Annotated in this window: 22 protein-coding genes; 11 read left to right on the top strand and 11 right to left on the bottom strand. The window is 72.1% G+C overall.

The genetic code is table 11. The annotated features are described in order from the left end of the window. Positions 1-68 precede the first annotated feature (68 nt). Together ACX80K_RS13290 and ACX80K_RS13285 are read right to left on the bottom strand one after the other, a co-directional pair. Positions 69-1,529: a hypothetical protein gene (locus ACX80K_RS13290; protein WP_459272361.1), complete on the bottom strand. Its 1,461-nt coding sequence runs from the start codon at positions 1,527-1,529 to the stop codon at positions 69-71. A gap of 409 nt (positions 1,530-1,938) precedes the next feature. Next, the gene (locus tag ACX80K_RS13285; RefSeq protein WP_459272360.1) at positions 1,939-2,253 is read right to left on the bottom strand and encodes an MmcQ/YjbR family DNA-binding protein; all 315 of its coding nucleotides are present in this window, start codon (positions 2,251-2,253) and stop codon (positions 1,939-1,941) included. Between the two features lie 194 nt (positions 2,254-2,447). On the opposite strand from ACX80K_RS13285, the gene ACX80K_RS13280 reads away from it, so the two are divergent. Further along, complete coding sequence (locus ACX80K_RS13280; RefSeq protein WP_459272359.1) at positions 2,448-3,176, top strand: hypothetical protein; 729 nt, start codon at positions 2,448-2,450, stop codon at positions 3,174-3,176. Between the two features lie 13 nt (positions 3,177-3,189). On the opposite strand, the gene ACX80K_RS13275 is transcribed toward ACX80K_RS13280, so the two are convergent. Both ACX80K_RS13275 and ACX80K_RS13270 read right to left on the bottom strand, forming a co-directional pair. After that, the gene (locus ACX80K_RS13275) at positions 3,190-5,676 is read right to left on the bottom strand and encodes a sensor domain-containing protein (protein ID WP_459272358.1); all 2,487 of its coding nucleotides are present in this window, start codon (positions 5,674-5,676) and stop codon (positions 3,190-3,192) included. 187 nt (positions 5,677-5,863) lie between these two features. Then, complete coding sequence (locus ACX80K_RS13270) at positions 5,864-6,490, bottom strand: GDSL-type esterase/lipase family protein (RefSeq protein ID WP_459272357.1); 627 nt, start codon at positions 6,488-6,490, stop codon at positions 5,864-5,866. A 296-nt stretch (positions 6,491-6,786) separates the two neighbouring features. On the opposite strand from ACX80K_RS13270, the gene ACX80K_RS13265 reads away from it, so the two are divergent. Both ACX80K_RS13265 and ACX80K_RS13260 read left to right on the top strand, forming a co-directional pair. Continuing rightward, positions 6,787-7,431, top strand: coding sequence for a nucleoside/nucleotide kinase family protein (locus ACX80K_RS13265; protein ID WP_459272356.1), 645 nt, complete (start codon positions 6,787-6,789; stop codon positions 7,429-7,431). Positions 7,432-7,459: 28 nt separating this feature from the next. Then, entirely contained in the window at positions 7,460-8,713 is a 1,254-nt protein-coding gene (locus tag ACX80K_RS13260; RefSeq protein WP_459272355.1) for a mannitol dehydrogenase family protein, read from the top strand. Here ACX80K_RS13260 and ACX80K_RS13255 read toward each other — a convergent pair. Both ACX80K_RS13255 and ACX80K_RS13250 read right to left on the bottom strand, forming a co-directional pair. Beyond that, complete coding sequence (locus ACX80K_RS13255; protein WP_459272354.1) at positions 8,710-9,480, bottom strand: ThuA domain-containing protein; 771 nt, start codon at positions 9,478-9,480, stop codon at positions 8,710-8,712. The two genes, ACX80K_RS13260 and ACX80K_RS13255, sit on opposite strands and share 4 nt — an antisense overlap. Next, positions 9,480-10,571: a Gfo/Idh/MocA family protein gene (locus ACX80K_RS13250; protein ID WP_459272353.1), complete on the bottom strand. Its 1,092-nt coding sequence runs from the start codon at positions 10,569-10,571 to the stop codon at positions 9,480-9,482. The genes ACX80K_RS13255 and ACX80K_RS13250 overlap by 1 nt, the downstream gene beginning before the upstream one ends. 154 nt (positions 10,572-10,725) lie before the next feature. Here ACX80K_RS13250 and ACX80K_RS13245 point away from each other — a divergent pair, with 154 nt between their 5' ends. The 5 genes from ACX80K_RS13245 (at position 10,726) to ACX80K_RS13225 (ending at position 14,350) form a co-directional block, all read left to right on the top strand. After that, positions 10,726-11,583, top strand: coding sequence for an SDR family oxidoreductase (locus tag ACX80K_RS13245; RefSeq protein ID WP_459272352.1), 858 nt, complete (start codon positions 10,726-10,728; stop codon positions 11,581-11,583). A gap of 89 nt (positions 11,584-11,672) precedes the next feature. Beyond that, complete coding sequence (soxR, locus tag ACX80K_RS13240) at positions 11,673-12,110, top strand: redox-sensitive transcriptional activator SoxR (RefSeq protein ID WP_104180470.1); 438 nt, start codon at positions 11,673-11,675, stop codon at positions 12,108-12,110. A gap of 47 nt (positions 12,111-12,157) precedes the next feature. After that, a complete protein-coding gene (locus ACX80K_RS13235) occupies positions 12,158-12,679 on the top strand; it encodes a flavin reductase family protein (protein ID WP_459272351.1) in 522 nt (173 codons plus the stop codon). A gap of 290 nt (positions 12,680-12,969) precedes the next feature. Continuing rightward, the gene (locus tag ACX80K_RS13230; RefSeq protein WP_459272350.1) at positions 12,970-13,389 is read left to right on the top strand and encodes a GtrA family protein; all 420 of its coding nucleotides are present in this window, start codon (positions 12,970-12,972) and stop codon (positions 13,387-13,389) included. A 190-nt stretch (positions 13,390-13,579) separates the two neighbouring features. After that, a complete protein-coding gene (locus ACX80K_RS13225; RefSeq protein WP_459272349.1) occupies positions 13,580-14,350 on the top strand; it encodes a hypothetical protein in 771 nt (256 codons plus the stop codon). A gap of 245 nt (positions 14,351-14,595) precedes the next feature. Here the strand turns inward: ACX80K_RS13225 and ACX80K_RS13220 are convergent, their stop codons facing one another. The 5 genes from ACX80K_RS13220 to ACX80K_RS13200 all read right to left on the bottom strand — a co-directional run bounded on the left by ACX80K_RS13220 (position 14,596) and on the right by ACX80K_RS13200 (position 21,012). After that, positions 14,596-16,422, bottom strand: coding sequence for an immune inhibitor A domain-containing protein (locus ACX80K_RS13220; RefSeq protein WP_459272348.1), 1,827 nt, complete (start codon positions 16,420-16,422; stop codon positions 14,596-14,598). A gap of 247 nt (positions 16,423-16,669) precedes the next feature. Then, positions 16,670-17,809, bottom strand: coding sequence for an aminotransferase class V-fold PLP-dependent enzyme (locus ACX80K_RS13215; protein WP_459272347.1), 1,140 nt, complete (start codon positions 17,807-17,809; stop codon positions 16,670-16,672). Beyond that, a complete protein-coding gene (locus ACX80K_RS13210; protein ID WP_459272346.1) occupies positions 17,806-18,783 on the bottom strand; it encodes a D-cysteine desulfhydrase family protein in 978 nt (325 codons plus the stop codon). Before ACX80K_RS13210 ends, ACX80K_RS13215 begins: the two co-directional genes overlap by 4 nt. A gap of 224 nt (positions 18,784-19,007) precedes the next feature. Next, complete coding sequence (locus ACX80K_RS13205) at positions 19,008-19,910, bottom strand: PRC and DUF2382 domain-containing protein (protein ID WP_459272345.1); 903 nt, start codon at positions 19,908-19,910, stop codon at positions 19,008-19,010. Between the two features lie 130 nt (positions 19,911-20,040). Further along, entirely contained in the window at positions 20,041-21,012 is a 972-nt protein-coding gene (locus ACX80K_RS13200) for an MsnO8 family LLM class oxidoreductase (protein ID WP_459272344.1), read from the bottom strand. Positions 21,013-21,143: 131 nt separating this feature from the next. On the opposite strand from ACX80K_RS13200, the gene ACX80K_RS13195 reads away from it, so the two are divergent. From ACX80K_RS13195 to ACX80K_RS13185, 3 genes are all read left to right on the top strand, one after another. Next, positions 21,144-21,470 (top strand): hypothetical protein, encoded by a 327-nt coding sequence (locus ACX80K_RS13195; RefSeq protein ID WP_459272343.1) that lies wholly within the window; start codon positions 21,144-21,146, stop codon positions 21,468-21,470. A 114-nt stretch (positions 21,471-21,584) separates the two neighbouring features. Further along, complete coding sequence (locus tag ACX80K_RS13190) at positions 21,585-22,430, top strand: metal-dependent hydrolase (RefSeq protein WP_459272342.1); 846 nt, start codon at positions 21,585-21,587, stop codon at positions 22,428-22,430. 67 nt (positions 22,431-22,497) lie between these two features. Next, complete coding sequence (locus ACX80K_RS13185; protein ID WP_459272341.1) at positions 22,498-22,719, top strand: hypothetical protein; 222 nt, start codon at positions 22,498-22,500, stop codon at positions 22,717-22,719. Positions 22,720-22,725 lie beyond the last annotated feature (6 nt).

Below are 22,725 nucleotides of genomic sequence, written 5' to 3'. Positions count from 1 at the left end.
CTTGGGGCTGGGAGCGGGGCTGGGAGCGGGTCGTGTGGCGGGTCGTGTGGAGGGTCGGGGTGGCGGGGCTACCAGGAGGTGGCGTGGCGCCAGAACAGCGTGTACTCGGGCTGGGTCCAGTGCCGCTTGTAGAGCACCCACGCGACGGCGACGAGCACGAGGTCCGCCACCACGAGCGAGCCGTACGCGAGCACGGCTCCGGCGGAGCCCTGCACGACGCCGACCAGCAGGAAGGCCGCGGCGCACAGTGCCACGTGGATGCCGCCCAGCACCTGCGGGAGGACCTTCTCCCCGATGTAGTCCAGTTCGTAGCTGAGGAGCGTCAGGATCATGAAGGCCCAGGACGCCACGCCCACGGAGACGGCCAGCAGCACGTTGACGGGCTGGATGCCCTCGAGGAGGAGCACGACGACGAGGGTGAGGATCATGCCGACGGCGCCCGTGCTGAGGATGGCACGGTCCACGGTCCGGCTCAGGCGCTTCGACCTCGTCGCGAGGACCGTCAGCGGCTCCTCGGCGATGGTGCGGTGCAGTGTCGCCACAGCCCGGTCCACCCGCGGGGCGAGATTCACGAAGTAGTAGTTGTAGGCGATGACGGCGGGCAGCATCGCCAGGAACACGATCACCACCTGGAAGTCGCCGTCCGTGACGAGGAACAGGACGAACTTGTCGGCCCAGAGCACGGCGCCGAGCAGGAGCCCGCGGACGAGGTCGGCCGAGAAGTGACGGGCATCGAGGCGGCGGGCGAGCCGGACGGCCACCAGGCCGCGTCCCATGGCCGCGACCTGGGTGAGGGTCCCGAGCAGCGGCGGGAGCCACCAGATGGTGGGCGCTGCGAAGAGTGCCGCGGCGTACGCCACCCAGGCGACGGCCCACAGTCCGCGCCGCTCCCCGACGTTCGCGAGGATGAGCGACTGCACGAAGAGCAGGTGGAGGGCGCAGAGGGCGGCGTAGGTGGCGAGGGCCGGGAGCGACCAGCGCGTGGCGAGCCACAGCGGGAGGGCGAACACGACGACGAGCGGCAGCGACTGGACGAACATGGCGGGCCACGTGGTGCAGAAACGGCGCGTGATGGCGGCCATGTCCCGTTCCGCCATGAGGTCGCCGATGGCGCGGTAGGCGGGGAGGCAGGCGGCCTGCGCGAGCCACGGGACGGTGATGGAGGAGGCGAGCACCACGAGGGTGAGCTGCACGCCTCCGACGTTGACCGCCGCCATGGCGGGGCTGACGAGCGGGTACACGAGGTTCAGGAGGATGACCGGCGAGAGGTACAGCAGCAGTCCGGCGCCGCGGCGGTTGCTGCCGTCGGACTGCCGCGGGTCGATGCCGCCGGACGAGCCGGGGCGCGCGAGCATCAGCAGCGTGGCCATCAGCAGCAGGACGCCCGCGGCCAGCAGCACGGAGGACCAGCCGGCGGGCAGGAGGGTGTCGGCGAGCGGCACGAGGGCCGTCAGGATGAGCGCGACGATGATGGCCACCGTGCGGCGTCGGGTGTACGAGTCCTGGAGGAGGGACTGCAGAGAGGTCATGGTTTCCCCTGGGCCGGTCGCAGCCGGGACGGCATGGACGGCCTCGTGTGAGACGGAAGGAGGACAGGAGTTCCAGCCGCGGGGCGGCGGAGGCCGCCCGGTGGCTGTGTGCCGTGGCCGGGCCGGTGCGTCCGCCCATCCCGAAGGGGTAGGGTGCGTCGTCGCCGGCTCTGCCAGCGAGCACCTGATTCAAGGTATCCACCGGACGGGAACCGCTTCACGAGTACGGGTCCCGCGACCTCACGAGGCCACCCGCGCCGCTTCCACCCGATGCCTACCTGTCCGCGGGTACGGCCCTACTCGCGGACCCCGCTCCGGACTACCTGCCTTCCCGTCCTGGCGCGGCGAGGGCACCGACCCGGGCCGCGCCCTCGCGTGACGAACACCACAGCCCGCACCGGGCAGGACGTCAGCGCCGGGACGACGCGTCGTTGGCGATCGAATAGGACTCCTGGATCAGCTCCGTCAGCTGGTCGTGGTCGAGGCGCCCGAGGCGCACGAGGACCAGGGAGTCGTACCGCTCGTGGTGGGGGTGGAGCAGGAAGACGCCCGGCTGCGTCGCGAGCAGCGCGGCACGCTCGTCGGTCTTGACCGTCAGCACGGTGTCGTCCCACATGCGCGCGAACAGGGTCCGGGCGAACCACGCCGGCCGGTTCCAGCTCAGCCGCTCCGAGGTGCCGGGCAGGGCGAGGCACGCGGACCGGACGTCGTCTTCGCTGACCATGGACCAACCATCGCACCGGGTACGGGGGTGGTCCAGTGATTCCGGTGCTTCCCGGGAGGTCACGGATCGCCTACGAAGCGCACACGGAACGGCAACGATCCGGCGGCCCTGGCAACAGTTGGGTTGCGTCCCTGTTCCCGGGGCCGGGCAGGGATCACCATGGAACGATCCGCCAGCGATACGAAGGAGTAGCCATGGGTCGCCTGACCGTGCCGGTAGTGGTGTCATCGGGGGCAGTGAGCCTCGTCCTCCTCCTCTCCTCCTGCAGTCCCGGCCCGGGCGCCACGCCCGGGGACACCGGATCGCGGCAGCCCGAGCCGGTGGCCGCCGGCCCGACGGCGTCGCCACCGGCGGGGCAGCCCTCGTCCGGTGCCACGGAGCCGGCGGAGGGTTGGGCGACGTACACGACGTCGGACGGCGCCCTGTCCTTCGACCATCCCGCCGCCTGGACCGTCGCCGACGCTCCGGAGCCCCCGCCCGAGGGGGTGTCCGTCGTCGTCGGGGATGAGACGGGCCGTCAGCTGGCAACCCTGCGGACGGAGCTCGTCACCGGCGCCGTGTGCCCGGCGGAGATCCCCTACGCACTGCTCGACACGGAGCCGCTTCCGGCCCTCGCGCAGGGTTCGGCGACGCCCCGGTTCGTGTTCGAGGGCCGTACCGACCCCGCCGTCCCCGACCCGGTGGCGGCCTCGACCCTCGCGTACGGCATCACGTCGGCGCCCGAACCCACGGGTCCGACGGCCTGCCCGCTCGCCCACTTCTTCTCGTGGCCGCCGTCCGGGGCCGCCTTCGGCGGCATCTACGACCCCTACGCGGTCTACCCGGGCAAACCGCAGCACATCGACACCCCCCAGGCCTACATGGAGACGCCGGAGTACCAGGACATCAGGACGATGATCACGTCGCTGCGTCCCGCGGACTGATCTTCCCCGAGGATCAGGAGTCCAGCGCCCGCGGCCTCCCGAAGAGGTACCCCTGGCCCTGGTCGCAGCCGAGGCCGTGCAGGATCAGCGACTGCGTCGGCGTCTCGATTCCCTCGGCGACGACCGTGAGTCCCAGCGAGTGCGCGAGGCTGATGACGGCGGTGACGATCGCGAAGGACTCTCGGCGACGCGCGGGGTTGTCGAGCCCGGCGATGAAGGAGCCGTCGATCTTGATGGTGTCCACGGGGAACTGCCCGATGTAGGACAGCGACGAGTACCCGGTGCCGAAGTCGTCGATGGCGAGCTGCACCCCGAGGGAGCGCAGGCGGGTGAGGTTCCCGTGCGCCCGGGTGAGGTTGGTCATGAGGACACTCTCGGTGACCTCGATGCCCAGCGCGGAGCCGGGCACGCCGTGCTCCGCGAGGGCGGCCTCCACCCCGGCGGCGAAGTCCGGGTCGTCCAGCTCGGAGGCGGACGCGTTGAGCCACGTCACCTCGGGGACGGCCCCGCGGCGGAGGAGCGCGGCCACACGCCGCAGGGCTTCACCGAGCACCCACCGGCCGAGGTCGCGCATCAGCCCCGACTCCTCGGCGAGCTCGATGAACTCCCCCGGCATGAGCAGGCCCAGCGTCGGGTGGTTCCAGCGCACGAGGGCCTCGCTGCCGACCTGCTCCTCGGTGGCCAGGTCCAGCTGCGGCTGGTAGTGGAGGCAGAGCTCACCGTCGGCGATCGCCAGGGGAAGGGCCGCCTTCAGCACCATGCGGCGCCGGACGGCCCCGCTGTGCTCCTCGTCGTGCAGCGTGTACTGGTTCCGGCCGGAGCCCTTCGCGGCGTACATCGCGTCGTCGCTGTCGCGCAGCATCTGCTCGGCGGTGCTGCGCCCCGGAGCGGACAGGGCGATCCCGATGGAGAGGGTGACCTGGATCTGCACCCCGTTCACCGTGACCGGCTCGGCCAGGGACGCGCGGAGGCGGTCCGCCGTCGCGCGGGCCTCCTCCGGACCGGAAGCCGCGCAGAGGACGATCAGTTCGTCGCCGCCCAACCGGGCCACCGTGTCGGTCGGGTGGAGCACCGCGTGGAGGCGCTGCGCGATCGACGTGAGGACGAGGTCCCCCACGTGATGGCCGTAGGTGTCGTTGACGGTCTTGAACCGGTCGACGTCGCAGAACAGCACCGCGACGCGGCCCGCACCGTCGACGCCGTCGGTGGCGAGGGCGCGGTCCAGCCGGTCCATGAACAGCGCCCGGTTCGGCAGTCCCGTCAGGGTGTCGTGCAGTGCCTGGTGCCGCAGGCGCGCCTCGAAGGCCTGCCGGTCGGTGATGTTCTCGATGTGGTCGATCAGGAGTCGAGGCTCCCCGTGCGCGCCGCGCACCGTGGAGGACGAGTGCAGGATCCCGACGACGCTCCCGTCGGCGTGGAGGAAGCGGGTCTCGTGCCGGTGGCTGTCGAACGCGCCGCGCATCAGCGCCTGGCGCTGGCGGTCGGCGTGGAGGACGTCCTCCGGGTGCGTCACGTCCTGCACGGTCATGGCGAGCAGCTCCGACGACGCATGGCCGAGCAGTCCGCACAGGGCGTTGTTGACCTGCAGGAACCTGCCGGACAGGGAGGTGATGGCCATGCCGATGGGGGCGTCGTCGAAGGCGCTGCGGAAACGCCGGTTGGTCTCCTCGAGCTCCTCCTCCACCCGGACCCGCTCGGTGACGTCGGCGCAGGCCACGACGAGGCCTTCCACGCCGTCGGGGGCGGCGGCGGCGCTCAGTTCGAGCCGGCGCCACGACCCGTCGGCGTGCTGCATGCGCACCGTCGCGACGGTCCGTCCGACCAGCCGCGGGACCGCTGAGTCCTCGAGGAGCCTCAGCACGGCCGGCCGTTCCTCGGGGTGCACGAGGTCCACGAGCTGCGTGCCCTGCAGCTGCGCCGGCGTGACGTCGAGGATCCGCTGCGAGGCGGCGCTGGCCGCCGCCACGCGGCCGCCGTCGAGGACCAGCAGCAGATCCGAGGTGCTGTCCAGCATGGAACGGACGGCGAGCTCGCGGTGCTTGCGCGCCGTAATGTCGCGCTGGATGGCCACCCAGTGGGTGAAGTAGCCCGTCTCGTCGGCGACGGGCGTGATGTTCAGCTGCACCCAGAATTCGGTGCCGTCCTTGTGCACGTTCAGGAGTTCCACCTCCACCGCGTCCCACGACCGCAGCGCGGCCCGCAGCCGGTCCAGCTCCCGGCGGTCGGTGGCGGGCGACTGCAGGATCCGGGGTGTGCGGCCCACGATCTCGTCGGTTTCGTACCCCGTCATACGGGTGAAGGCCGGATTGACGTAGAGGACCTTGGGCCCTCCGGACGCCGCATCGATGGGCTCCGCCTCCGTCACGAGGACCACGTCGTTGGCGTGGGTGACGACGGACGCGAACAGGGCCTGCCGGTCGGGGGTGCCCGCGGCCGGCGCGGCGGATCCGTCCACGCCTGGGTCGATCGTGCCGGGGTCGATCGTGCCGGTATCGGTCATGCTGGGACTCCGCGCCTCTGGGGATGGGAACGGGGGGCGTGGTCGCGGCTCCGCTGCTTCCCCGCGACTCGGACACGCCTGGACCGGAACGGCATCACGCCGGGTGCAGCTGAGCGGTCGGACTCCCGTCCCCCCAGCCGAACGTTAGCCGGGGTCGTGCGCTTTGGGAACTTCCGGGTTTGCCCGGTCATCGGGCGATGACCGTCGACCGTGCACGGTCCTGCGCGGGCAGGAGGAACGCGGCGATGGCGGCGGCGATCTTCCGCCCACCCTGGACCGAGGGTTCGATGGGGTTGGCGTAGTCGCCGTCGTCGTCGCACACCAGCCGGAGGTCGACGACGGACACGCCCCGCGCGAACGCGGCCCGGGTGATGCAGTCGTTGAAGAACGTGAGCGCCATGCTGATCACCGCCGAGCCGGGCTCGGAGGCCGGCGTGTCGTAGATGGTGCAGACGCTCGTGGGCAGGCCCGCAGCGAGGACGCCGTCGAGCATCACGCCGTAGTCCTGCGCAAACGCCCTGCGGGGTGCGTCGAAGGCGAGCAGCGCCTCCACGACCCCGCCCACCGGGCGCTCCAGCAGGTGGCGGTACCCGAGTGCATCGTTCCCGCCGACACTGACGACGAGGTGCGTGGCGTCGGGCGGCAGGGCGCGCAGCTGGCGCGCGACACCGGAGACGACGTCGCCGTCGACGGCCAGCAGCGTGGCCCGCCACGGGTCCGGTAGCGCGTCGCGGACCTGCACGACGTCGGGACCGCCGCCCACGTACCGTCCGTTGTCGAGGATGGAGTCTCCGAGCAATACCACGTGTCCCATGCGGCCTCCTGGTCGGGTCGTCCCTCCATCGTGACCCGCCGGACGGTCCGGTCACCACTCCGCACCACGTCACGCTGCGGCGCGGAATCGGGGTACACGCGCGCGACGGCGCCCACCCCGTCCCGCTGCACCCGGACATCCGCGCTGCGGGCCGGACCCTCCGGCCGGGCCCACGTCGCCGACGGGACCGCCCCGTCGGCCCACCATCGGTCCGCCATCGGTCCGATCCCGTGCCGCACGGCAGAATGGATGGAGGAACGGCTCGGCACCGCTCCCCGACCGCAGGAGGAAGTGACGTGGACCGTCTGTCCGTCCGCAACGCCGTCGAGCTGCGCGGGATCCTCCCCCGTCCCGTCTCCGGCGGGCGGGCGCTGCTCGGGATCGTCGGCGCGCCGGGCGCCGGGAAGTCCACGGTCGCCGCGGCGGTCGCGGCGCTCGACCCGGCCTCGCACGCCCTGGTGCCGATGGACGGATTCCACCTGGCGGACCAGGCGCTCGCGGGTCTGGGGCTCCTCGACCGGAAGGGCGCGCCCGAGACGTTCGACGCCCACGGGTACGCCGCCCTGCTGGCGCGGCTGCGCGCGCACCCGGACCACACCGTCTACGCACCCGCCTTCGAACGCGACCTCGAGCAGCCGCTCGCCAATGCCCTGCCGGTGCCGCCGTCGTCGTCCCTCCTCGTCACCGAGGGCAACTACCTGCTGCTGGAGGGACCCGGCTGGCAGGACGCCCGGAACCTCCTCGACGAGGTGTGGTTCATCGACGTCGACCCCGACCTGCGCCGCCGGCGGCTCGTCGCCCGGCATATCCTGTTCGGGAAGACGCCGGCCGCCGCGGAGGAGTGGGTGCGTCGCGTGGACGAACCCAACGGGGCGCTCGTCGCCGCCGGCCGGGAGCGCGCCGACCGCGTCCTGGACGTGTCCTCGTGGCAGCTCACCTGATTCCCGGACCCCTACGCGAAGGCGCGCCATGACCCACCTCTCAGCCGCGACGCTGTCCTCCCTCCCCTCCACCGTGTCCGTGCCCGCCTACGACAGGTCGGGGTTAAGCGTGGGGATCGTGCACTTCGGCGTCGGCGGGTTCCACCGCGCCCATCAGGCCATGTACGTGGACCGCCTGCTGAACAGCGGGCAGGCCCGCGACTGGGCGGTCCTCGGCGTCGGCGTGCTCCCCCACGACGCGGCGATGAAGCGGGTTCTGGACAGCCAGGACTGCCTCTACACGCTCGTGGCGAAGGCGCCGGACGGCTCGGAGGACGCCCGGGTCATCGGCTCGATCGTGGAGTACCTCTTCGCGCCCGAGGATCCGGAGGCCGTCATCGAGGCGATCGCTGCTCCCGGTGTCCGCATCGTCTCCATGACCATCACCGAGGGCGGCTACTGCATCGATCCGGTGACCGGCGAGGTCGACGCCGGCCATCCGGCCCTGCGGGCCGACCTCGCCCCGGGCGCCATACCGGCGACGGACCAGGACCGGGCCCGGGTGGCAGAAGGCTTCGGGGTCGAGGACGGCTGGCCCGTGGTGTGCGAGGACTTCGAGCAGTGGGTCCTCGAGGACGACTTCGCGCAGGGCCGCCCCGCCTGGGAGGACGCGGGCGTGCAGCTCGTGGACGACGTCGAACCCTACGAACTCATGAAGCTCCGGCTGCTCAACGTGAGCCACCAGGCACTCTGCTACCCCGGCTACCTCGCCGGGTACCGCCTCGTCCACGACGTCTGCCAGGACCCCGCCTTCGCCCGCTACCTGCTCGCCTATATGGAGCAGGAGGCCACCCCGACCCTGCGGCCCGTGCCCGGCGTCGACCTCGACGCCTACCGGCGCCAGCTCATCTCGCGGTTCTCCAACGCGGCCGTCCGCGACACCGTCCCCCGCCTGTGCGCCGAGAGTTTCGACCGCATCCCGAAGTGGCTCGTGCCCCTCATCCGGGAGAACCTGGAGGCCGGCCGCAGCGTCCGGTACGGAGCCGCGATCATCGCCGCCTGGGCCCGCTACGCGGAGGGGACCGACGAGGCGGGAGAGCCGATCGAGATCGTCGACCGGCTGCACGACCAGGTCCGGGAGGCTGCCTCGCGGAGCCGCACCGATCCGCTCGCGTTCCTCCGCCAGCAGGACCTGTTCCTCGACCTCGCCGAGCAGCCCGCGTTCGTGGAGGCCTACCTCGAGGCGCTCGGAACGCTGCACACACAGGGCGCCGCGGCACTCGTGGCGCGCCTGGCCGGCTAGCCCAGGAACCAGTCCCGCGCGGGGTTCTCCACGCCGGGCGCCGTCCGGTCGATGCCGGGCTGCGCCACCCAGTCGACGGCGTTGGCGAGCACGCGCCGGACCTGCGGGTGATGGTAGACCGGGTACTCCTGGTCGCCGGGGCTGAAGTAGAAGATCCGACCCTTGCCACGCGAGAACGTCACGCCCGAGCGGAACACCTCGCCGCCCTCGAAGGAGCTGATGAAGATCAGGTCGTCCGGCTCGGGGATGTCGAACAGCTCCCCGTACATCTCCTGCTCGGGGATGACGATGGGACTCTCGATGCCGGCGGCGATGGGATGCGACGGCTTGACCGTCCACACCAGTTCGCGTTCGCCGTCGTTCCTCCACTTCAGCGAGCAGGTGGTCCCGAGCAGCCGCGTGAGGATCTTCGAGAAGTGGCCCGAGTGCAGCACCACGAGGCCCATGCCGCCGAGGACATGGCGGTGCACGCGCTCGACGACGTCGTCGGACACCTCGCCGTGGGCGATGTGCCCCCACCACAGCAGCACGTCGGTGCCGGCGAGGCGCTCCTCGGTGAGGCCGTGCTCCGGATCGGCGAGGGTGGCGGTGGTGACGTCCGCCCCGGGGAAGTAGCCCGCGAGGGACTCCGCGATGGCCCCGTGGATGCCCCGCGGATACATCTCGCCGATCGTGACGGGTTCGTTGCGGGCCTCGTGGACGCCCTCGTTCCAGACGACGACGGTGGGCTTGCCGTCGAAGGTGGGGGCATTGGTCTCGATCGTCATCAGAGCTGGATCTCCCGGTGCTGGGCTGCGGATGCGTAGCAGGCGTCGATGATGCGGGCGCGGCCCAGCGCGAGCGAGCCGTCATGCCTGCCCCACTCGGACCCGCCGGCGCGGACGGTGGCGAGGAAGTCGTCGACGACGCCCTGATGGCCCGGCGACGGGCCGACCTCCGGGTCGTAGTCGCCCTCCTCGGTGAAGACGTGCAGGGCTTCCACGGCGTCGCTCGGACCGCCGACCCGGGTCAGCTCCGCTCCGCCGCCGGTCCCGTAGACGCGGAAGTCCAGCAGGTCGTCGGCGTCGCGGTAGGCGGCCCAGCCGGCCTCGATCAGCAGGGTCGCGCCCCCTTCGAGGCGGATGAACGCCGAGGCGAAGTCCTCCACCTCGAACGCGGAGCCCATGGCCTGCGCGCCGTACCCGCCGCCACCACCGCGGCCCTGCGGCCCGAGTTCGGAGTAGGTCGACGCCGAGACGGACAGGACCTTCGGCTCGCCGAGCAGGTGCAGTGCGTAGTCGAGCACGTGCACGCCGATGTCCGCGAGCGGGCCGCCGCCGGCCATCTCACGGTTCGTGAACCAGCTGCCCAGCGAGGGGATACCGGAGCGGCGCAGCCAGGAGGCCTTCGCGTAGTAGGGGCGGCCGAGTCCGCCGTCGTCGATGACGCGCTTCAGGGCCGTGATGTCGCCGCGGCGGCGGTGGTTGAACGCGACCTCGAGCACGCGACCGGCGCTGCGGGCCGCGTCGACCATGCGCTGGCCCTCGTCGCCGTCCCGGGCGATTGGCTTCTCGCTGAGGACGTGGAGGCCACGCTCGAGCGCGGCGACGGTGATGGGAGCGTGCAGGAACGTGGGGACGGCGACGCTGACGGCGTCGAGCCCCTCGAGCGCGATCAGGTCCTCCCAGCGCTCCACGGCGTGGGGTATGCCGTACTCGTCGCGGAGCTCGGCGAGCAGGTCCGGTTCCATGCCGGCCAGCCCGATGATCTCGACGTCGGCGCTGTTCGCGTACGCGTCGAGGTGCTGCCGGCCGGCCCAGCCGATCCCCACCACCCCTACCTTCAGGCGGCGTTGCGGGCTGGACGGGGTCTGGCGCACGGCGGAGGTCCTTCTCTGTGGGTGCCTTCTTGTCCCTGCAGTCCTACCGTCTCGCCGCGGCTGCTGTCCACGCGGCGCCCCGGGAAGTCTTTTCGGCCGCACCCCGTTACCGCTGGTAGACGTACCGCACGGGTGCGTGAACGGAAGGATCACCATGACCATCGCCATCACCGGAGCCACGGGCCACCTCGGCCGCCTCGTCGTCGAGCAGCTGCTGGCGCGCGGCGTGGACCCCTCGACCATCGTGGCCAGCGGGCGCAACGAGGAGGTCCTCGCCCGGCTGGCCGAGCAGGGCGTCCGCACGGCACTCATGGACTACGCCGACGCGTCCTCGCTCGACGCCGCCTTCGCGGGCGTGGAGAAGATCCTCCTCATCTCGGGCAACGAACCGGGCCGGCGCACCGTGCAGCACAAGGCCGTCATCGACGCCGCCCGGAAGGCGGACGCGTCCCTGGTCTACACGAGCGCACCGAAGGCCACGACGTCGCCCCTCGTCCTCGCCCCCGAGCACAAGGCCACCGAGGGTCTGCTCGAGGGCTCCGGCCTCACCTACACCGTGCTGCGCAACAACTGGTACACCGAGAACTACGACGACACCGTCCACCAGGCCGCGTCGACGGGCAGCTTCCTGACGGGTGCGGGCAGCGGGCGGGTCGCGAGCGCACCACGGCGCGACTTCGCCGAGGCTGCCGCCGTCGTCCTGCTGTCCGACGACTACGCGGGCGACATCCTCGAACTCGGCGGCGACGAGCCCTGGACGTTCGAGGAGCTCGCCGCGACGGTCTCCGAGGTCGGCGGCATGCCCGTCTCCGCGGACAAGCTCTCGGGGGACGAGTACGTCGCGGCACTCACGGCCGCCGGGCTCGACGAAGGCACGGCCCGCTTCACGGCCGCCCTGGACGCGAACATCGCCGACGGGGCGCTTGCCGACACCGACGGCACGCTGGCACGCATCATCGGCCGCCCGACGACGCCGCTGAAGCAGTACGTCACGGAGCTGCTGGGCCGGTAGCGGAACACCCACCGCGCCGGGTGTCGGAGGACGCCGGGTGACGCCCGACGCTACGCTGGCACGACGCCGACGTAGCAGGAAGGAGATCCATGCCGGACCAGGATCTCTCCGTGGGACAACTGGCCGCGCGCAGCGGCATGAGCGTGTCCGCCCTGCACTTCTACGAACGCCAGGGCCTCATCCACAGCCGCCGCACCACCGGCAACCAGCGCCGGTACGACCGCTCCATCCTGCGCCGCGTCGCCGTCATCAGGGCCGCGCAGCGCGCGGGCATCCCCCTCGCCACGGTCGCGAAGGCCTTCGCCGAACTACCGAAGGACGGCGTCCCCGACCAGGAGGACTGGCAGCGGCTGTCCGCGGCATGGCAGCAGGAGATCGGGCAACGCATCGTGCAGCTCGAACACCTGCGGGACCGGCTGGGCGGCTGCATCGGGTGCGGCTGCCTCTCCCTGGCGACGTGTGGCTTCGTGAACCCGAACGACGACGCCGGCCGGCGCGGCATCTCGTCCACCCTCCTCGATCCCTGATCCGCCGATTTGACCTCAACTTCAGTTGAGGTTCTAGCGTTGACGTCATGACAGCCCCCGCGGACCACGCACGCCCCACCGCCGACCTCTTCAAGGACGCCTTCCGCACCCACCCGGCAGGGATCGCGGTCATCACCGCGGAGGGACCGGACGGCCCGGTGGGCCTGACGGCGTCGTCGGTGTCCTCGGTCTCGGCGGAGCCGCCCGTCCTCGCGTTCTCCGTGTCCACGGCGTCGTCGTCGGCCGCTGCCCTCGTCCGCGCGGACACGCTCGTGGTGCACCTGCTCGGTGCCGACCAGCTCGATACCGCCCAGCTGTTCGCGACCCGCGGCGCCGACCGCTTCGGCGGGGCCGTCGCCTGGCGGCCGCTGCCCTCCGGCGAGCCGCTGCTGGTCGACGCGCCATGGGCCCTGCGCTGCCGCATCCTGCACCGCCTGCCGGTCGGCGGCTCGATGATCCTCGCCGCGGAGGTCCTGTCCATCGAGCGGAGCCGGCCCGACGCCGCGGCGCCGCTCGTCTATCACAACCGCTCGTACCATCGGCTGGACGACCGGTCGATGCTCGGCTGACGGCGAGCCACCTGTCGGGCCGTCCGACAGGGTCAGGGCACGAGACGAGACGGATGGGGTCGCCCGCCTTGCACTCGAATCGCTCGACGGCCACCACCGCATCGCGCAGCGGAAGGGTGTCGCCGATGGAGCGTGCGAAGTCGAGCCGCCCGAGTTCCTGAGCCCGCCCGCGGCAACGGGGACGGTGCCGGCGGCGGTACCTTGACGAAGCCCTCGGGGCATAACGTCCAATTAGTTACTTAGGCAACCTAAGGAGTAGCATGAGGCGTTGTCTGTGAGGGAGGAAGGCCATGAGCGGTGCCGTTCAGCGCCTCGGCTCCTTCACCATCGTCGGGACCGTCGCGTTCATCGTCGACATCTCGGTCTACAACATCCTCGCCTCGGGTTTCGGTGTCGGGCCGATCACGTCGAAGGTCGCCTCCGTGGCCCTGGCCACCGGGGTCTCCTGGCTGGGGAGCCACTACGTCACGTTCCGCCAGTTCGTCGGACGTCCCAAGCACGAGGAGGCCCTCCTCTTCGGTCTGACGAACCTGGTGGGGCTCGGCATCGCGGCGGCCTGCCTCTTCGCCTCGCACTACATGCTCGGCCTCACGAGCCCGCTGGCCGACAACGTCTCCGGCAATATCGTGGGAGTCCTCCTCGGCAATGTGTTCCGCTACGTCGCGTACCGCTTCTTCGTGTTCCGGCCGGCGGTCCTCGAGCGCGCCTGAGCCCATCGGGCGATCGCGGAAGCCGGTGCTACCCGGCGCCGGGCCGACCTGGCAAGCGCCCGACCGGTACGGCGACCAGCGGGGACGAACAGCCGCGCCCCGTAGGATGGTGGGTGATCGTCAGCATGCTGCGGGAGTCCGTCCCGTCGCCCCCGCAGCCGCTCGCCGCCCCTTCGGAGAAGACCCCGCCATGCGCCTTGCCACCACCCTCAGTGCACTGGCCCTGAGCAGCGGGCTCCTGCTCGCGAGTCCTGCAACCGCCTCCGCTGTCGGTCCCGGGATGATCGGCCAGGTCGTCCCGTCCACGGAGCCCGCGCCGCCTCCCCCTGAGGAGGCCATCGCTCCGCCGCGCGTCGCCCCCGGACCGTCGGCGCCCCCGTCGGATCCCCCCGTGACGGAGCCCGGTACGCCGCCCGAACCTCCCGTGGATCCCGCGGAACCCCCGAGCGACCCGCCGGCGCCCCCGCCGGCCCCGCCGACCCCGCCGACTCCGGAGGTCCCCGCACCGTCGGATCCGCCGGCCGTGGTGCAGCCCGAGGCGACTCCTCCTCCGCCCGTCGCCCCTGCCGGGACCGCACCGCCCACTCCCGAAGCGACGCCCTCGCCGTCCAGTCCCGGGACGCCTGCGCCCACGACGTCCACCCCCGTGCCCGCCCCCGAGGGAACGGGAGACGGCACCGCCGGCGTGGAGGTCCTTCAAGCCCCGGTCCGGCAGCCGTCGGATCCGCTGCCGGACACGGTCCGCACGACACCCACCGTCCCCGGAACGCCGTCGCCCGAGGCGGAGGCGGACACGGAGGCCGAAGCGGAGGCGGAGGAGGCTGCCGCGGGCGGAGAGCAGGTGGACCTCGTCCCGTCGGGACGGTACGTCGCCGCCGGAGTCCTCAGCATCGTGGCCCTCGCCCTGGCCGTCGCGATCGCCGTCGTCGCCCAGCCGAGGCGCCGGAAGCCCACGCACTAGCAGGGCCGCCGTCCCGTCGTCGTTCGCGCTCTTCACCCCGGACCGCCCAGGTCCTGCCGGGACACGCCGCGTTCCGCCCTCGGGCCGCGGGAACCTCCGGCCGCGGGAACGACGGCAAATCCGGGAACGACGGGAAACACGGGAACGACGGGAACGACGGGAACGACGGCGGTGGACCGAGCCGGCCCCGTACGCACGAAGGAGCCGGGAGTTCCCTCCCGGCTCCTTCGGGGTTCATGCAGGGACTAGCGGACCTGCAGGGTCAGCATGCCCGTCGAGTTGGACTGGACCACTTCGATCTTCGTCCCGGTGCCGGCGACGACGACCGAGCCCTGCGGGTTCGTGGCGTCGTAGTAGGCGTTGGGGTTGGTGTCGTCGAAGACGGCGACGCCCGGCTGTGACGGGGCGGTGGCCGTCGTCATGCCTGCCGCGGTCTCGCGGTGCAGGCTCAGCGGATCCGTGGACTCCTTGCCGAAGGTGGCGTCGAAGCTCTGGATTCGGTTGCGGAGCACGGTGCCGTCGGACCAGCGGAGGGCCTTCGGGTGCGCATCGACCGGCAGGGCCAGGCCGGCGCCCGGGTGCTGGCGCGTGTTGTTGTTGGTCTGCGCGGTATTCCAGTACGTGATGCTCAGGCCGTCCTGGTACTTGTAGTGCTCCACGGTGTCCGGCGCGGTGAGGCCCCAGCCGAAGTTGTACGGACCGGTGGCGAGCGTGGCGTCGTACCCCGCGTACACCCGGTTCTCCGCGATGTAGAAGCGGTTCTTGCCGGCAGCGTCCTTGGGCAGGTTCACGACGACGGCCTGCGGGGCCTTCGTGGCGTGGAACGAGGGGCCGATCTTGTGGGTCGACTTCACACCCGCCGTGGCGACGTCGTAGTCGAGCCAGCCGAGCTGCAGCTTCTCCCAGGCGCCCATGTGGTTCGGGGTGGTGCCGATCGAGCCGTCGCCGTGGCCGAGCCAGGAACCGGAGCTCATGAGCGTCCAGAAGCCGGTGCCGTTCTCGCCGCCGCTCGTGTCGTACAGGTCGGGCAGGCCGAGGTCGTGACCGTACTCGTGCGCGAAGACGCCGAGACCGCCGTTCTCGGGCTCCGTGGTGTAGTCGCGGATCCAGACGTCGGACTTGCCGATCTTGATGCCGCCGAAGGGGTTCGCTGCGGGCCCGGCCGTGCCGCGTCCCGCCTGGCCGACGGCCCAGCGGTGCGACCAGATGGCCGACGACACCGCGCCGGCCTCCTCGCCCTCGCCCGCGTGGATGGCCTGGAAGTGGTCGATGTAGCCGTCGGCCTCGTCGAAGTCGCCGTCCTTGTCGAAGTCGTAGCGGTCCCACTGGTCGAAGCCCGCGAGGTACGCGTCGATCTCGGCGGCGGTCTTGCCGGCCGCGACCTGCGAGTCGTACCAGGCGTTCGCGGTGTCCTGCACGAAGCGGGTCATGTCCGCCTGGCTCTCGGTCTCGCCGTAGCTGGCCGAGGAATAGGGGACGGTGACCCAGTCGCTGACGTCGCCGTCGACCGTGTACCGGCCGCTGGACATCTCCTCGTAAACGCCCTTCAGCGACTCGCCCTCGGTGCCGAAGAACATGTCGAGGTAGTGCTCGCGGTCGAAGGTGTCGGACCAGTAGGTGGAGTTGTCCACCGCGCGGTTCGGTTCCTTGATCGCGCCGTTCGTGGGGCCCGGGGCGGCGGTCGGGAAGCGGGGGTCGGCCTTGTCGCCGAAGTCGACGAGGAAGGACAGGATCTGGTCGCTGTCCTGCAGGCCGTACTGCGCCCACTGGCCGGGCGCGATCCTGACGGCCTTGGATCCGCCACGGTCCTCGACCTTCGCCTCGCCCGAGAGGACCTTGGCCACGCCCTGCTGGTTGAGGTCGCGGCGTTCCTCGGCCGCGGGATCGGAGCGGTCGTCGAGTTTGTGTGCGGCGCCGTCAGCGCTCGGCGAGGAGGTGAACGACGTCGCGGCGGCTGAGCCCGCCGCGGTGCCGGTGGTGGCCTGCGCGCTCACGGGGGCGAGCACGACGGCGGTGGTCACGGCGAGCGCCATCGCGCACCGCAGTCCGCCGGTTCGGGTGGTGAGATTCAAGGGTTCTCCTTAGTGAAATGTCCCAGCTGATGCAAACACGCCCAGGTCAGATGCCTGAGGTCACGAACATGTTGCCTAGGTCACATGTTCTGGCTCGGACGTTAGCACCGGCCTCGGACACTTCGAGGGATGATTGCCTTCTGTGAACCATCGGCGTGCCGTGGTCTGGCGCACGGGCAGCGGGCGGCCTATAGTGCCGCGGCGGGTGCCGGTGCAGAACCAGGGACGACGGCGGGCGCCCCGGCCCTCAGGTGAACTGCCCGAGGACCTCCGCGGCCTCGCCGAACACCTCGGAGCGCGTCGTCGCGTGGACGGAGAGGCGTATCCGGTCCTCCCCGTGCAGCGTCGCGGTGATGTCGGCGGCCGCAAGCGCCCCGTGCGCCTCCGCCGCGCGGGCGGGCAGCCCTGCCACCACGATCCCGGCGCTCTCCGAACGCTCCCGGGGCGAGAGGACCTCCACTCCGGCGGCGTCGAGCTGCTCGACGAGCGCCTGGGCGTGGGTCGCGACGATGCCGTCGATCGCCGGCAGGCCCACCGACTCGATCAGGGTGAGGGCCTCCGCGAAGGCGCCGGTCGCGTAGGGCGAGAGGTTGGAGATGGAGAAGCGCTGCGCTCCGGGCAGGGGCGGGTGCTCCTCGCCGTCGTACCGGCGGGAGTCCGTGACGCCCGTCCACCCGGTGAGCAACGGCTCGATCCGCTCCATGCCCTGCGGCGACAGGGCGAGGGCGGCGACGCCCCAGCCACCGCGGACCCACTTCTGCGCGCCGGCGATGAGCACGTCGGCCGACGTCCACTCGAGATCCGCGACGCCGAAGCCCTGGATGCCGTCGACCAGCAGCAGCCGGTCGGGGCCGATCACCTCGCGGATGCCCGCGAGGTCGGCGCGGTAGCCGGTGCGGAAGTCGACGGCGCTGACACTCACCGCGAGGGTGTCGTCCGTCAGTGCACGGGCGACGACGTCGGGCGTCATGCGGGTGCCGGGTGCGCCGGTCAGGTCGACGCGCGCCCGCCCCAGGGCGTTCGTGCGCAGCCAGGGATAGACGTTGGACGGGAATTCGCCGGCGCCGACGAGCACCGACCCGCCGGGCAGGCCGAACGCCACCTGGAACAGGCCGAGGGAGGTGCTGCCGGTCAGGCCCACGTGTTCGAGGGGGAACCCGCTGAGCCGCGAGAAGGCTTCGCGTGCACGGAGGTCCTCAGCGTGCAGGTTCTCGCTCGCACCGGCGGGCGCGTCGCCGGCGACCTCCAGCAGGTGTGCGACCCGCTCGCGGACCGCGCGCGACGGCGGCCCGTAGCTCGCGAAGTTCAGGTAGCCGCGGGGTTCGGTGAAGGACTCCGTGTAGGACGCGAAGGCAGCGGCGTCGTCGTGCTCGGCGGAAGGGCTCATCCGGCCATGATCCTCTCGAGTGCCGGAGTGGTTCCCATCAGTCCGGGTAGTCCCCCGGTGTGCCAGAACACGACGCGTTGCCCCGGGACCAGGTCACCCTGCCGGACCGCCATCATGAGCCCGGCCATGGCGCGTGCCGTGTAGGTGGGGTCGAGGATGAGGCCCTCGGTGTGCGCGGCGAGGCGCATCGCCTCGAGGACGACGTCGGTGACGGAGCCGTAGCCGGGCCCGAGCAGGCTTCCGTCGATCCGCAGGGCCGACGCGTCCGCGGGCCGTCCCGTGAGCTCCGCGGTCATCCGGGCGACGGCCGAGGCAGGCTCCGGCAACGCTCCGGTATCCACCCCGAGGACGCGCCCGGCCCCGAGAGCCGCGACGAGTCCCGCCATGGTTCCACCGGACCCGACCGCCACCACGACGTGCTGCACGGCGGGATCCTGACGGAGGAGTTCGTCGCCTGCCGTGCGGTAACCGGTGGCGCCGAGTGCGTTCGACCCGCCGAAGGGGATGATGGCGGGCCGTCGGCCCTGCGCTGCCAGTTCGTCCGCGGCCTCCTGCACGCGGGCGGCGAGTTCCTCGTCCGAGACGTCGCCGCACCAGCGGACGGAGGCGCCCAGCAGGGTGTCGAGGGCGATGTTGCCGGTGGGTACGGGCTCCCCGGTCAGCACGAGGACGACGTCGACCCCGAGGCGGGCGCCCGCTGCGGCGGTGAGGCGGGCGTGATTGCTCTGGGCCGCCCCGCTGGTGACCAGCACGTCGGCGCCCTGCGCGAGCGCTGTTCCGGCGGTCCACTCGAGTTTGCGCACCTTGTTGCCGCCCCCGCCGAGGCCGATGAGGTCGTCGTGTTTGATCCGGAGGTCGTCCGGGTCGAGACCGAGGGCGGACGACAGGCGAGGCGCGGGTTCGAGCGGCGTGGGCCAGGACCCGAGGCTCACCCGGACAGGGGCGCCCGCGGGCGGGTCGATCGGACGCGTCATGTCTTCCTCCCCGTGCTCGCCTGTGCTCTCCCCGACGCTAGCGGATCCACGCGCCACGCGGGCAACTCGCGGGCAACTCGCGGGCACTCGCGGGCGCTCGCGGGCAACTCGCGGGCGCTCGCGGGCAACTCGCGGGCGCTCGCGGTCCGGCGAACCGGCACGCCACGGGCCCCGTCCGACGCACCCGGGACTGCCGCCTCACCGGCGGCAGTCCCGTCCCGGGCTCAGCGCCGCTTGTTCTTGCCCTTGAGGAGCGGGTTGGGGCTGTTCGTCGCGGCCCGCCCCGACTCCTCGGCCGATACGGTCCGGCCGCCCGTGCCACCGGCCGTCGGGCGGCGCGTGCGGCCCCCGGACCGTCGCGTACCGGCGTCGGTCATGGGCACGCCGTCGATGCTGCTGGCGATGCGTTCCTTCCGCACCTGCTCCCTGACCGTCGTCCTGCCCGTGACCGTCGCCTTGCCCAGCCGCACACGCTCGACGGGCACGGTCTCCGTGCCCACCACCACGGCGTGCTCCGCGTGGCCCACGAACTCGACGATCTCCTCCTGGAACAGCGAGTCCTCGGAGATGGCGGCGGACGTCGTGATCGGCTCCCGCTCGATCAGGAGTTCCTCCCTCTGCAGCGGCACCGTCAGGCTGGCCTGCTCGGTGACCACGTACTTCCGCAGCCGCACCCGGGCGGCCTCGTACGTCTCGGTCCCGACCCGGAGCTGCTCCTCCGAGCGGATCATCCACGGTGCGCCGTCGTCGCGCCTCTCCCGGACGGGGGCGTCGTCCGCCCGCTGGACGTCGTCGTCCGCCGTCGCTGTGTCCTGCAGGCCGTAGTGCCGGAACAGCGCGCTCTCGTCCTCAGGGCTCAGGTGGCCGTCGCGTTCGGTCGAGGGAGCGTTCCGGACGAGGTCCCGCGGATAAGCGACGACGAGCTGGCCGGCCTGCACCGTGGCCCCCTCGAGCGGGACGAAGGACTCCTTCGTCCCGAACAGCCCGGTGTGGACGGTGATCCAGGTCGGCGTGTCCGTGGCGTCGTCCAGGAACACCTCCCCGATCGAGCCCACCTTGTCCCCCTGGTCCGTGACGACGGTACTGCGGTGGCCGAGAAGGGGGTCGAGATCGTGCATCGTGAGCATGGTGGTCCTGTCGTCGGTGTCGCCCGCCTGAGGCGACGCATCCCGCCAGACTAGGGCGATTCCACCCCAGATAACAAGCATACTTACTATCTGTGTCGGGCTGGCGTCGACGACGGCGGCCCCTGCCGCGTCACGGTGCGGTGAGCCCGGCCAGCAGTTCGTCCGAGACCGCCTGCGCCTCGAGGTCGTACGCCCCGCCGCTGACCAGCAGTTCGTCGGCGCCGGTGCGTACCTGCAGCCCGTCGAGCTGCCGCTCCACCCCGGCCGCCGTCCCGTACACGGCCGTCGCCAGCGACTCCTCGACGAGCCCCTCCTCCCGGGCGGTCAGGCGTTCGTCGGAGGACTCGAGCGGCGGGAAGTACCCCCTGGTCCGCGAGACGGCGAGTGCCCGCGCCTCCGGCAGGAGCAGCCGCCGCGCCGCCGCCGTCGTCTCCGCGACCGCCACGTTGAGCGAGGCCATGACGTGCGGCCTGTCCCACCACGCGGACGGGCGGAAGGCGGCGCGGTAGCGTTCGAGGGCCGGCTGGCCGTCCCGGAACAGGGCGGGCCCGCCGAGCACGACGGCGAGTCCCGCCTGCGCCGCGATGTCCACGCCCTGCCCCGTGGCGAGGACGAAGACGGGCGTGCGGCCGGCGTCCTGCGGGCGGGCCGTGACGGGTGCCGTGCCGCCGAGGAAGGCGAGCAGTTCGGCGATGTCCTCCCCGAACCGGTCCGCCTCCTCCTTCCCGGTCCGCAGCGCGGCACGCACCGCGGGGGTGAAGCCGAGCGACCGGCCGATCCCGAGGTCGAACCGGCCGCCGGACAGGGCGGCCAGCGTCGCGGCCTGTTCGGCGACGACGAGGGGCTGGTGGTTCGGCAGCATGATCCCGCCCGTGCCCACGCGCATCGTCGTCGTACCCGAGAGGACGGCCGCGGCGAGGACGGCGGGTGCCGACCCCGCGATGCCCGGCACCCCGTGATGCTCCGCGACCCAGAAGCGCCGGTACCCGAGCTCCTCGGCCCGGCGAGCCCGCCCGATCACTGCCTGCAGCGTCCCGGCTTCGGAGGACCCGAGGCGCGACTGTGCCCGGTCGAGGACGGATACGCCGGCGAAGGAAGTCATATCCGTGGAACCAGCGACGCCGCGACACCATTCCGGTAGTGTTGCGCCACGGGCGTCAGGGATGCCGCCCGAGCCAGCCGAACAACGGGGTCCGGCCGGCCGAGAACACCAGCGGGGTCAGCGTCATGCGCATGTTCACCAGGTTCCGTCGTCGCCCACAGCAGCCCGCCGCCCCGGCGGCATCCACCGCGGGCGCGGAGAGCCAGCTCCTCTACCTCGCGGACAGCATCGCCCACTCCCAGGCGCGGCTCCTCCTGACTGCCGACCGCGTCGCCGCGGGCCGCGCGGAACCGGGCGACGAGGCACGCCTGCGGATCCAGAGCGAGATCACCGCGAGCTTCCGGAAACGGCTCGAGAGGATCGAACTGCCGGTCTCCGTGGGCGACGACGCCGAGGAGTGGCTGCGCTCGACCACCGCTCCGTCCGGTCCCGGCGCACGGCAGCTCCGCCCCCACTGATACCGGCGGAAGGGGCACCCTTCCGATAATGACGGTGGCACGCGTCAGGATGGGACTTCGTCGCCGGCCGTGATCCTGCGGGCCGGCGCGGTCTCACCGAAAGGACCCCCCGCCATGATGGGCGCCCACCATGCTGCCTGCGGCGCCGCCGCCTGGGTAGCCGCGACCACCCGGATCGAGGTGCACCCGGGCGCCCTGCTGCCCGTCCTGCCCGACGCCGTCACCCTCGGGTTCGGGCTGCTGGACGTCAGCCCCGTCGGCGTCGTCACGGGGGCCCTCGTGACCGCCGGCGCGGCGCTCCTGCCCGACGCCGACCACCACAGCGCCACGATCGCCCACTCCCTGCCGCCGCTGTCCAACCTGCTGTGCGCAGGCGTCGGGGCCATCTCGGGCGGCCACCGACGCGGCACGCATTCGCTGCTCGGTGTCGCCGCCTTCGTGGCGGTCGCGTTCATCGCCGGGCTGTGGACCGTGGAGACGGTGGACTTCGGGACCGTCTACCCGGGCGCCGGCGTCCTCACGGTGCTGCTCGTCTCCTTCGCGGCGAAGGCCCTGAAGATCATCCCGGACCGCATGCGGCGCTCACCCTGGGCCGTGGGCCTGACCGCGGGGGCCTTCGTCACGGCCTTCGCGCCCGAGGAGCAGATCTGGTTCCCGCTCGCGGTGGGGATCGGCGTCGTCGCGCACATCCTCGGCGACATGCTGACGACGGGCGGCTGCAATCCGGTGTACCCGTTCCGGCTCCGCCGCCCGCGCAGCCTGGCGAAGGTGCCCGTGGTCGCGCAGGTGTGGCGGCCCAACGGGAACATCGCGGTGCCCGTGCTCGGCAACGCGGGCTCCATCCGCGAGTGGTGCCTGCTCGTACCCGTCTCGCTGTACGCCCTCGGTGGCATCGGCTGGGCGGTCATGCGGTTCGACGACGGCGCCATGGCGGTCGCCCGCGTGGCCGGGGGAGGCTGAGGGCGCGAAAAGTGCCCGAAACACGACGGGGCTAGGGTCGGGACATCACCCCACGAAGGAGACGCCCATGCACCGCGACGGATTGTTCTTCGATCCCCTCGACGCCGAGGACGACGCGCCCACACAGGCACCCGCGCCGGCGCCTGTGCCCGAGCAGACCGCCGGGCCCATCGCCGAGCCGGTCCGGCACCGGCGCGTGGACCCGGAGGAGCTCCAGGCGCAGCGCCGGCGGGAGCTGGCTCGCGTGCAGGCCGAGCTGCGGAGGATGGCCGCGGGCTCGCGCCGCTGACGGCGG

This window comes from Arthrobacter sorbitolis, assembly GCF_054510995.1.
This window is presented reverse-complemented; position numbering and strand designations above follow the sequence as displayed.

Coding starts and splice junctions, on each gene's coding strand:
- ACX80K_RS13280 (WP_459272359.1), top strand. CDS start 2,448: ATGGGTCGCCTGACCGTGCCGGTAGTGGTGTCATCGGGGGCAGTGAGC.
- ACX80K_RS13225 (WP_459272349.1), top strand. CDS start 13,580: ATGCGCCTTGCCACCACCCTCAGTGCACTGGCCCTGAGCAGCGGGCTC.
- ACX80K_RS13285 (WP_459272360.1), bottom strand. CDS start 2,253: ATGGTCAGCGAAGACGACGTCCGGTCCGCGTGCCTCGCCCTGCCCGGC.
- ACX80K_RS13185 (WP_459272341.1), top strand. CDS start 22,498: ATGCACCGCGACGGATTGTTCTTCGATCCCCTCGACGCCGAGGACGAC.
- ACX80K_RS13215 (WP_459272347.1), bottom strand. CDS start 17,809: ATGAGCCCTTCCGCCGAGCACGACGACGCCGCTGCCTTCGCGTCCTAC.
- ACX80K_RS13270 (WP_459272357.1), bottom strand. CDS start 6,490: ATGGGACACGTGGTATTGCTCGGAGACTCCATCCTCGACAACGGACGG.
- ACX80K_RS13235 (WP_459272351.1), top strand. CDS start 12,158: ATGACAGCCCCCGCGGACCACGCACGCCCCACCGCCGACCTCTTCAAG.
- ACX80K_RS13205 (WP_459272345.1), bottom strand. CDS start 19,910: ATGCTCACGATGCACGATCTCGACCCCCTTCTCGGCCACCGCAGTACC.
- ACX80K_RS13290 (WP_459272361.1), bottom strand. CDS start 1,529: ATGACCTCTCTGCAGTCCCTCCTCCAGGACTCGTACACCCGACGCCGC.
- ACX80K_RS13275 (WP_459272358.1), bottom strand. CDS start 5,676: ATGACCGATACCGGCACGATCGACCCCGGCACGATCGACCCAGGCGTG.
- ACX80K_RS13245 (WP_459272352.1), top strand. CDS start 10,726: ATGACCATCGCCATCACCGGAGCCACGGGCCACCTCGGCCGCCTCGTC.
- ACX80K_RS13255 (WP_459272354.1), bottom strand. CDS start 9,480: ATGACGATCGAGACCAATGCCCCCACCTTCGACGGCAAGCCCACCGTC.
- soxR (WP_104180470.1), top strand. CDS start 11,673: ATGCCGGACCAGGATCTCTCCGTGGGACAACTGGCCGCGCGCAGCGGC.
- ACX80K_RS13195 (WP_459272343.1), top strand. CDS start 21,144: ATGTTCACCAGGTTCCGTCGTCGCCCACAGCAGCCCGCCGCCCCGGCG.
- ACX80K_RS13230 (WP_459272350.1), top strand. CDS start 12,970: ATGAGCGGTGCCGTTCAGCGCCTCGGCTCCTTCACCATCGTCGGGACC.
- ACX80K_RS13210 (WP_459272346.1), bottom strand. CDS start 18,783: ATGACGCGTCCGATCGACCCGCCCGCGGGCGCCCCTGTCCGGGTGAGC.
- ACX80K_RS13190 (WP_459272342.1), top strand. CDS start 21,585: ATGATGGGCGCCCACCATGCTGCCTGCGGCGCCGCCGCCTGGGTAGCC.
- ACX80K_RS13200 (WP_459272344.1), bottom strand. CDS start 21,012: ATGACTTCCTTCGCCGGCGTATCCGTCCTCGACCGGGCACAGTCGCGC.
- ACX80K_RS13260 (WP_459272355.1), top strand. CDS start 7,460: ATGACCCACCTCTCAGCCGCGACGCTGTCCTCCCTCCCCTCCACCGTG.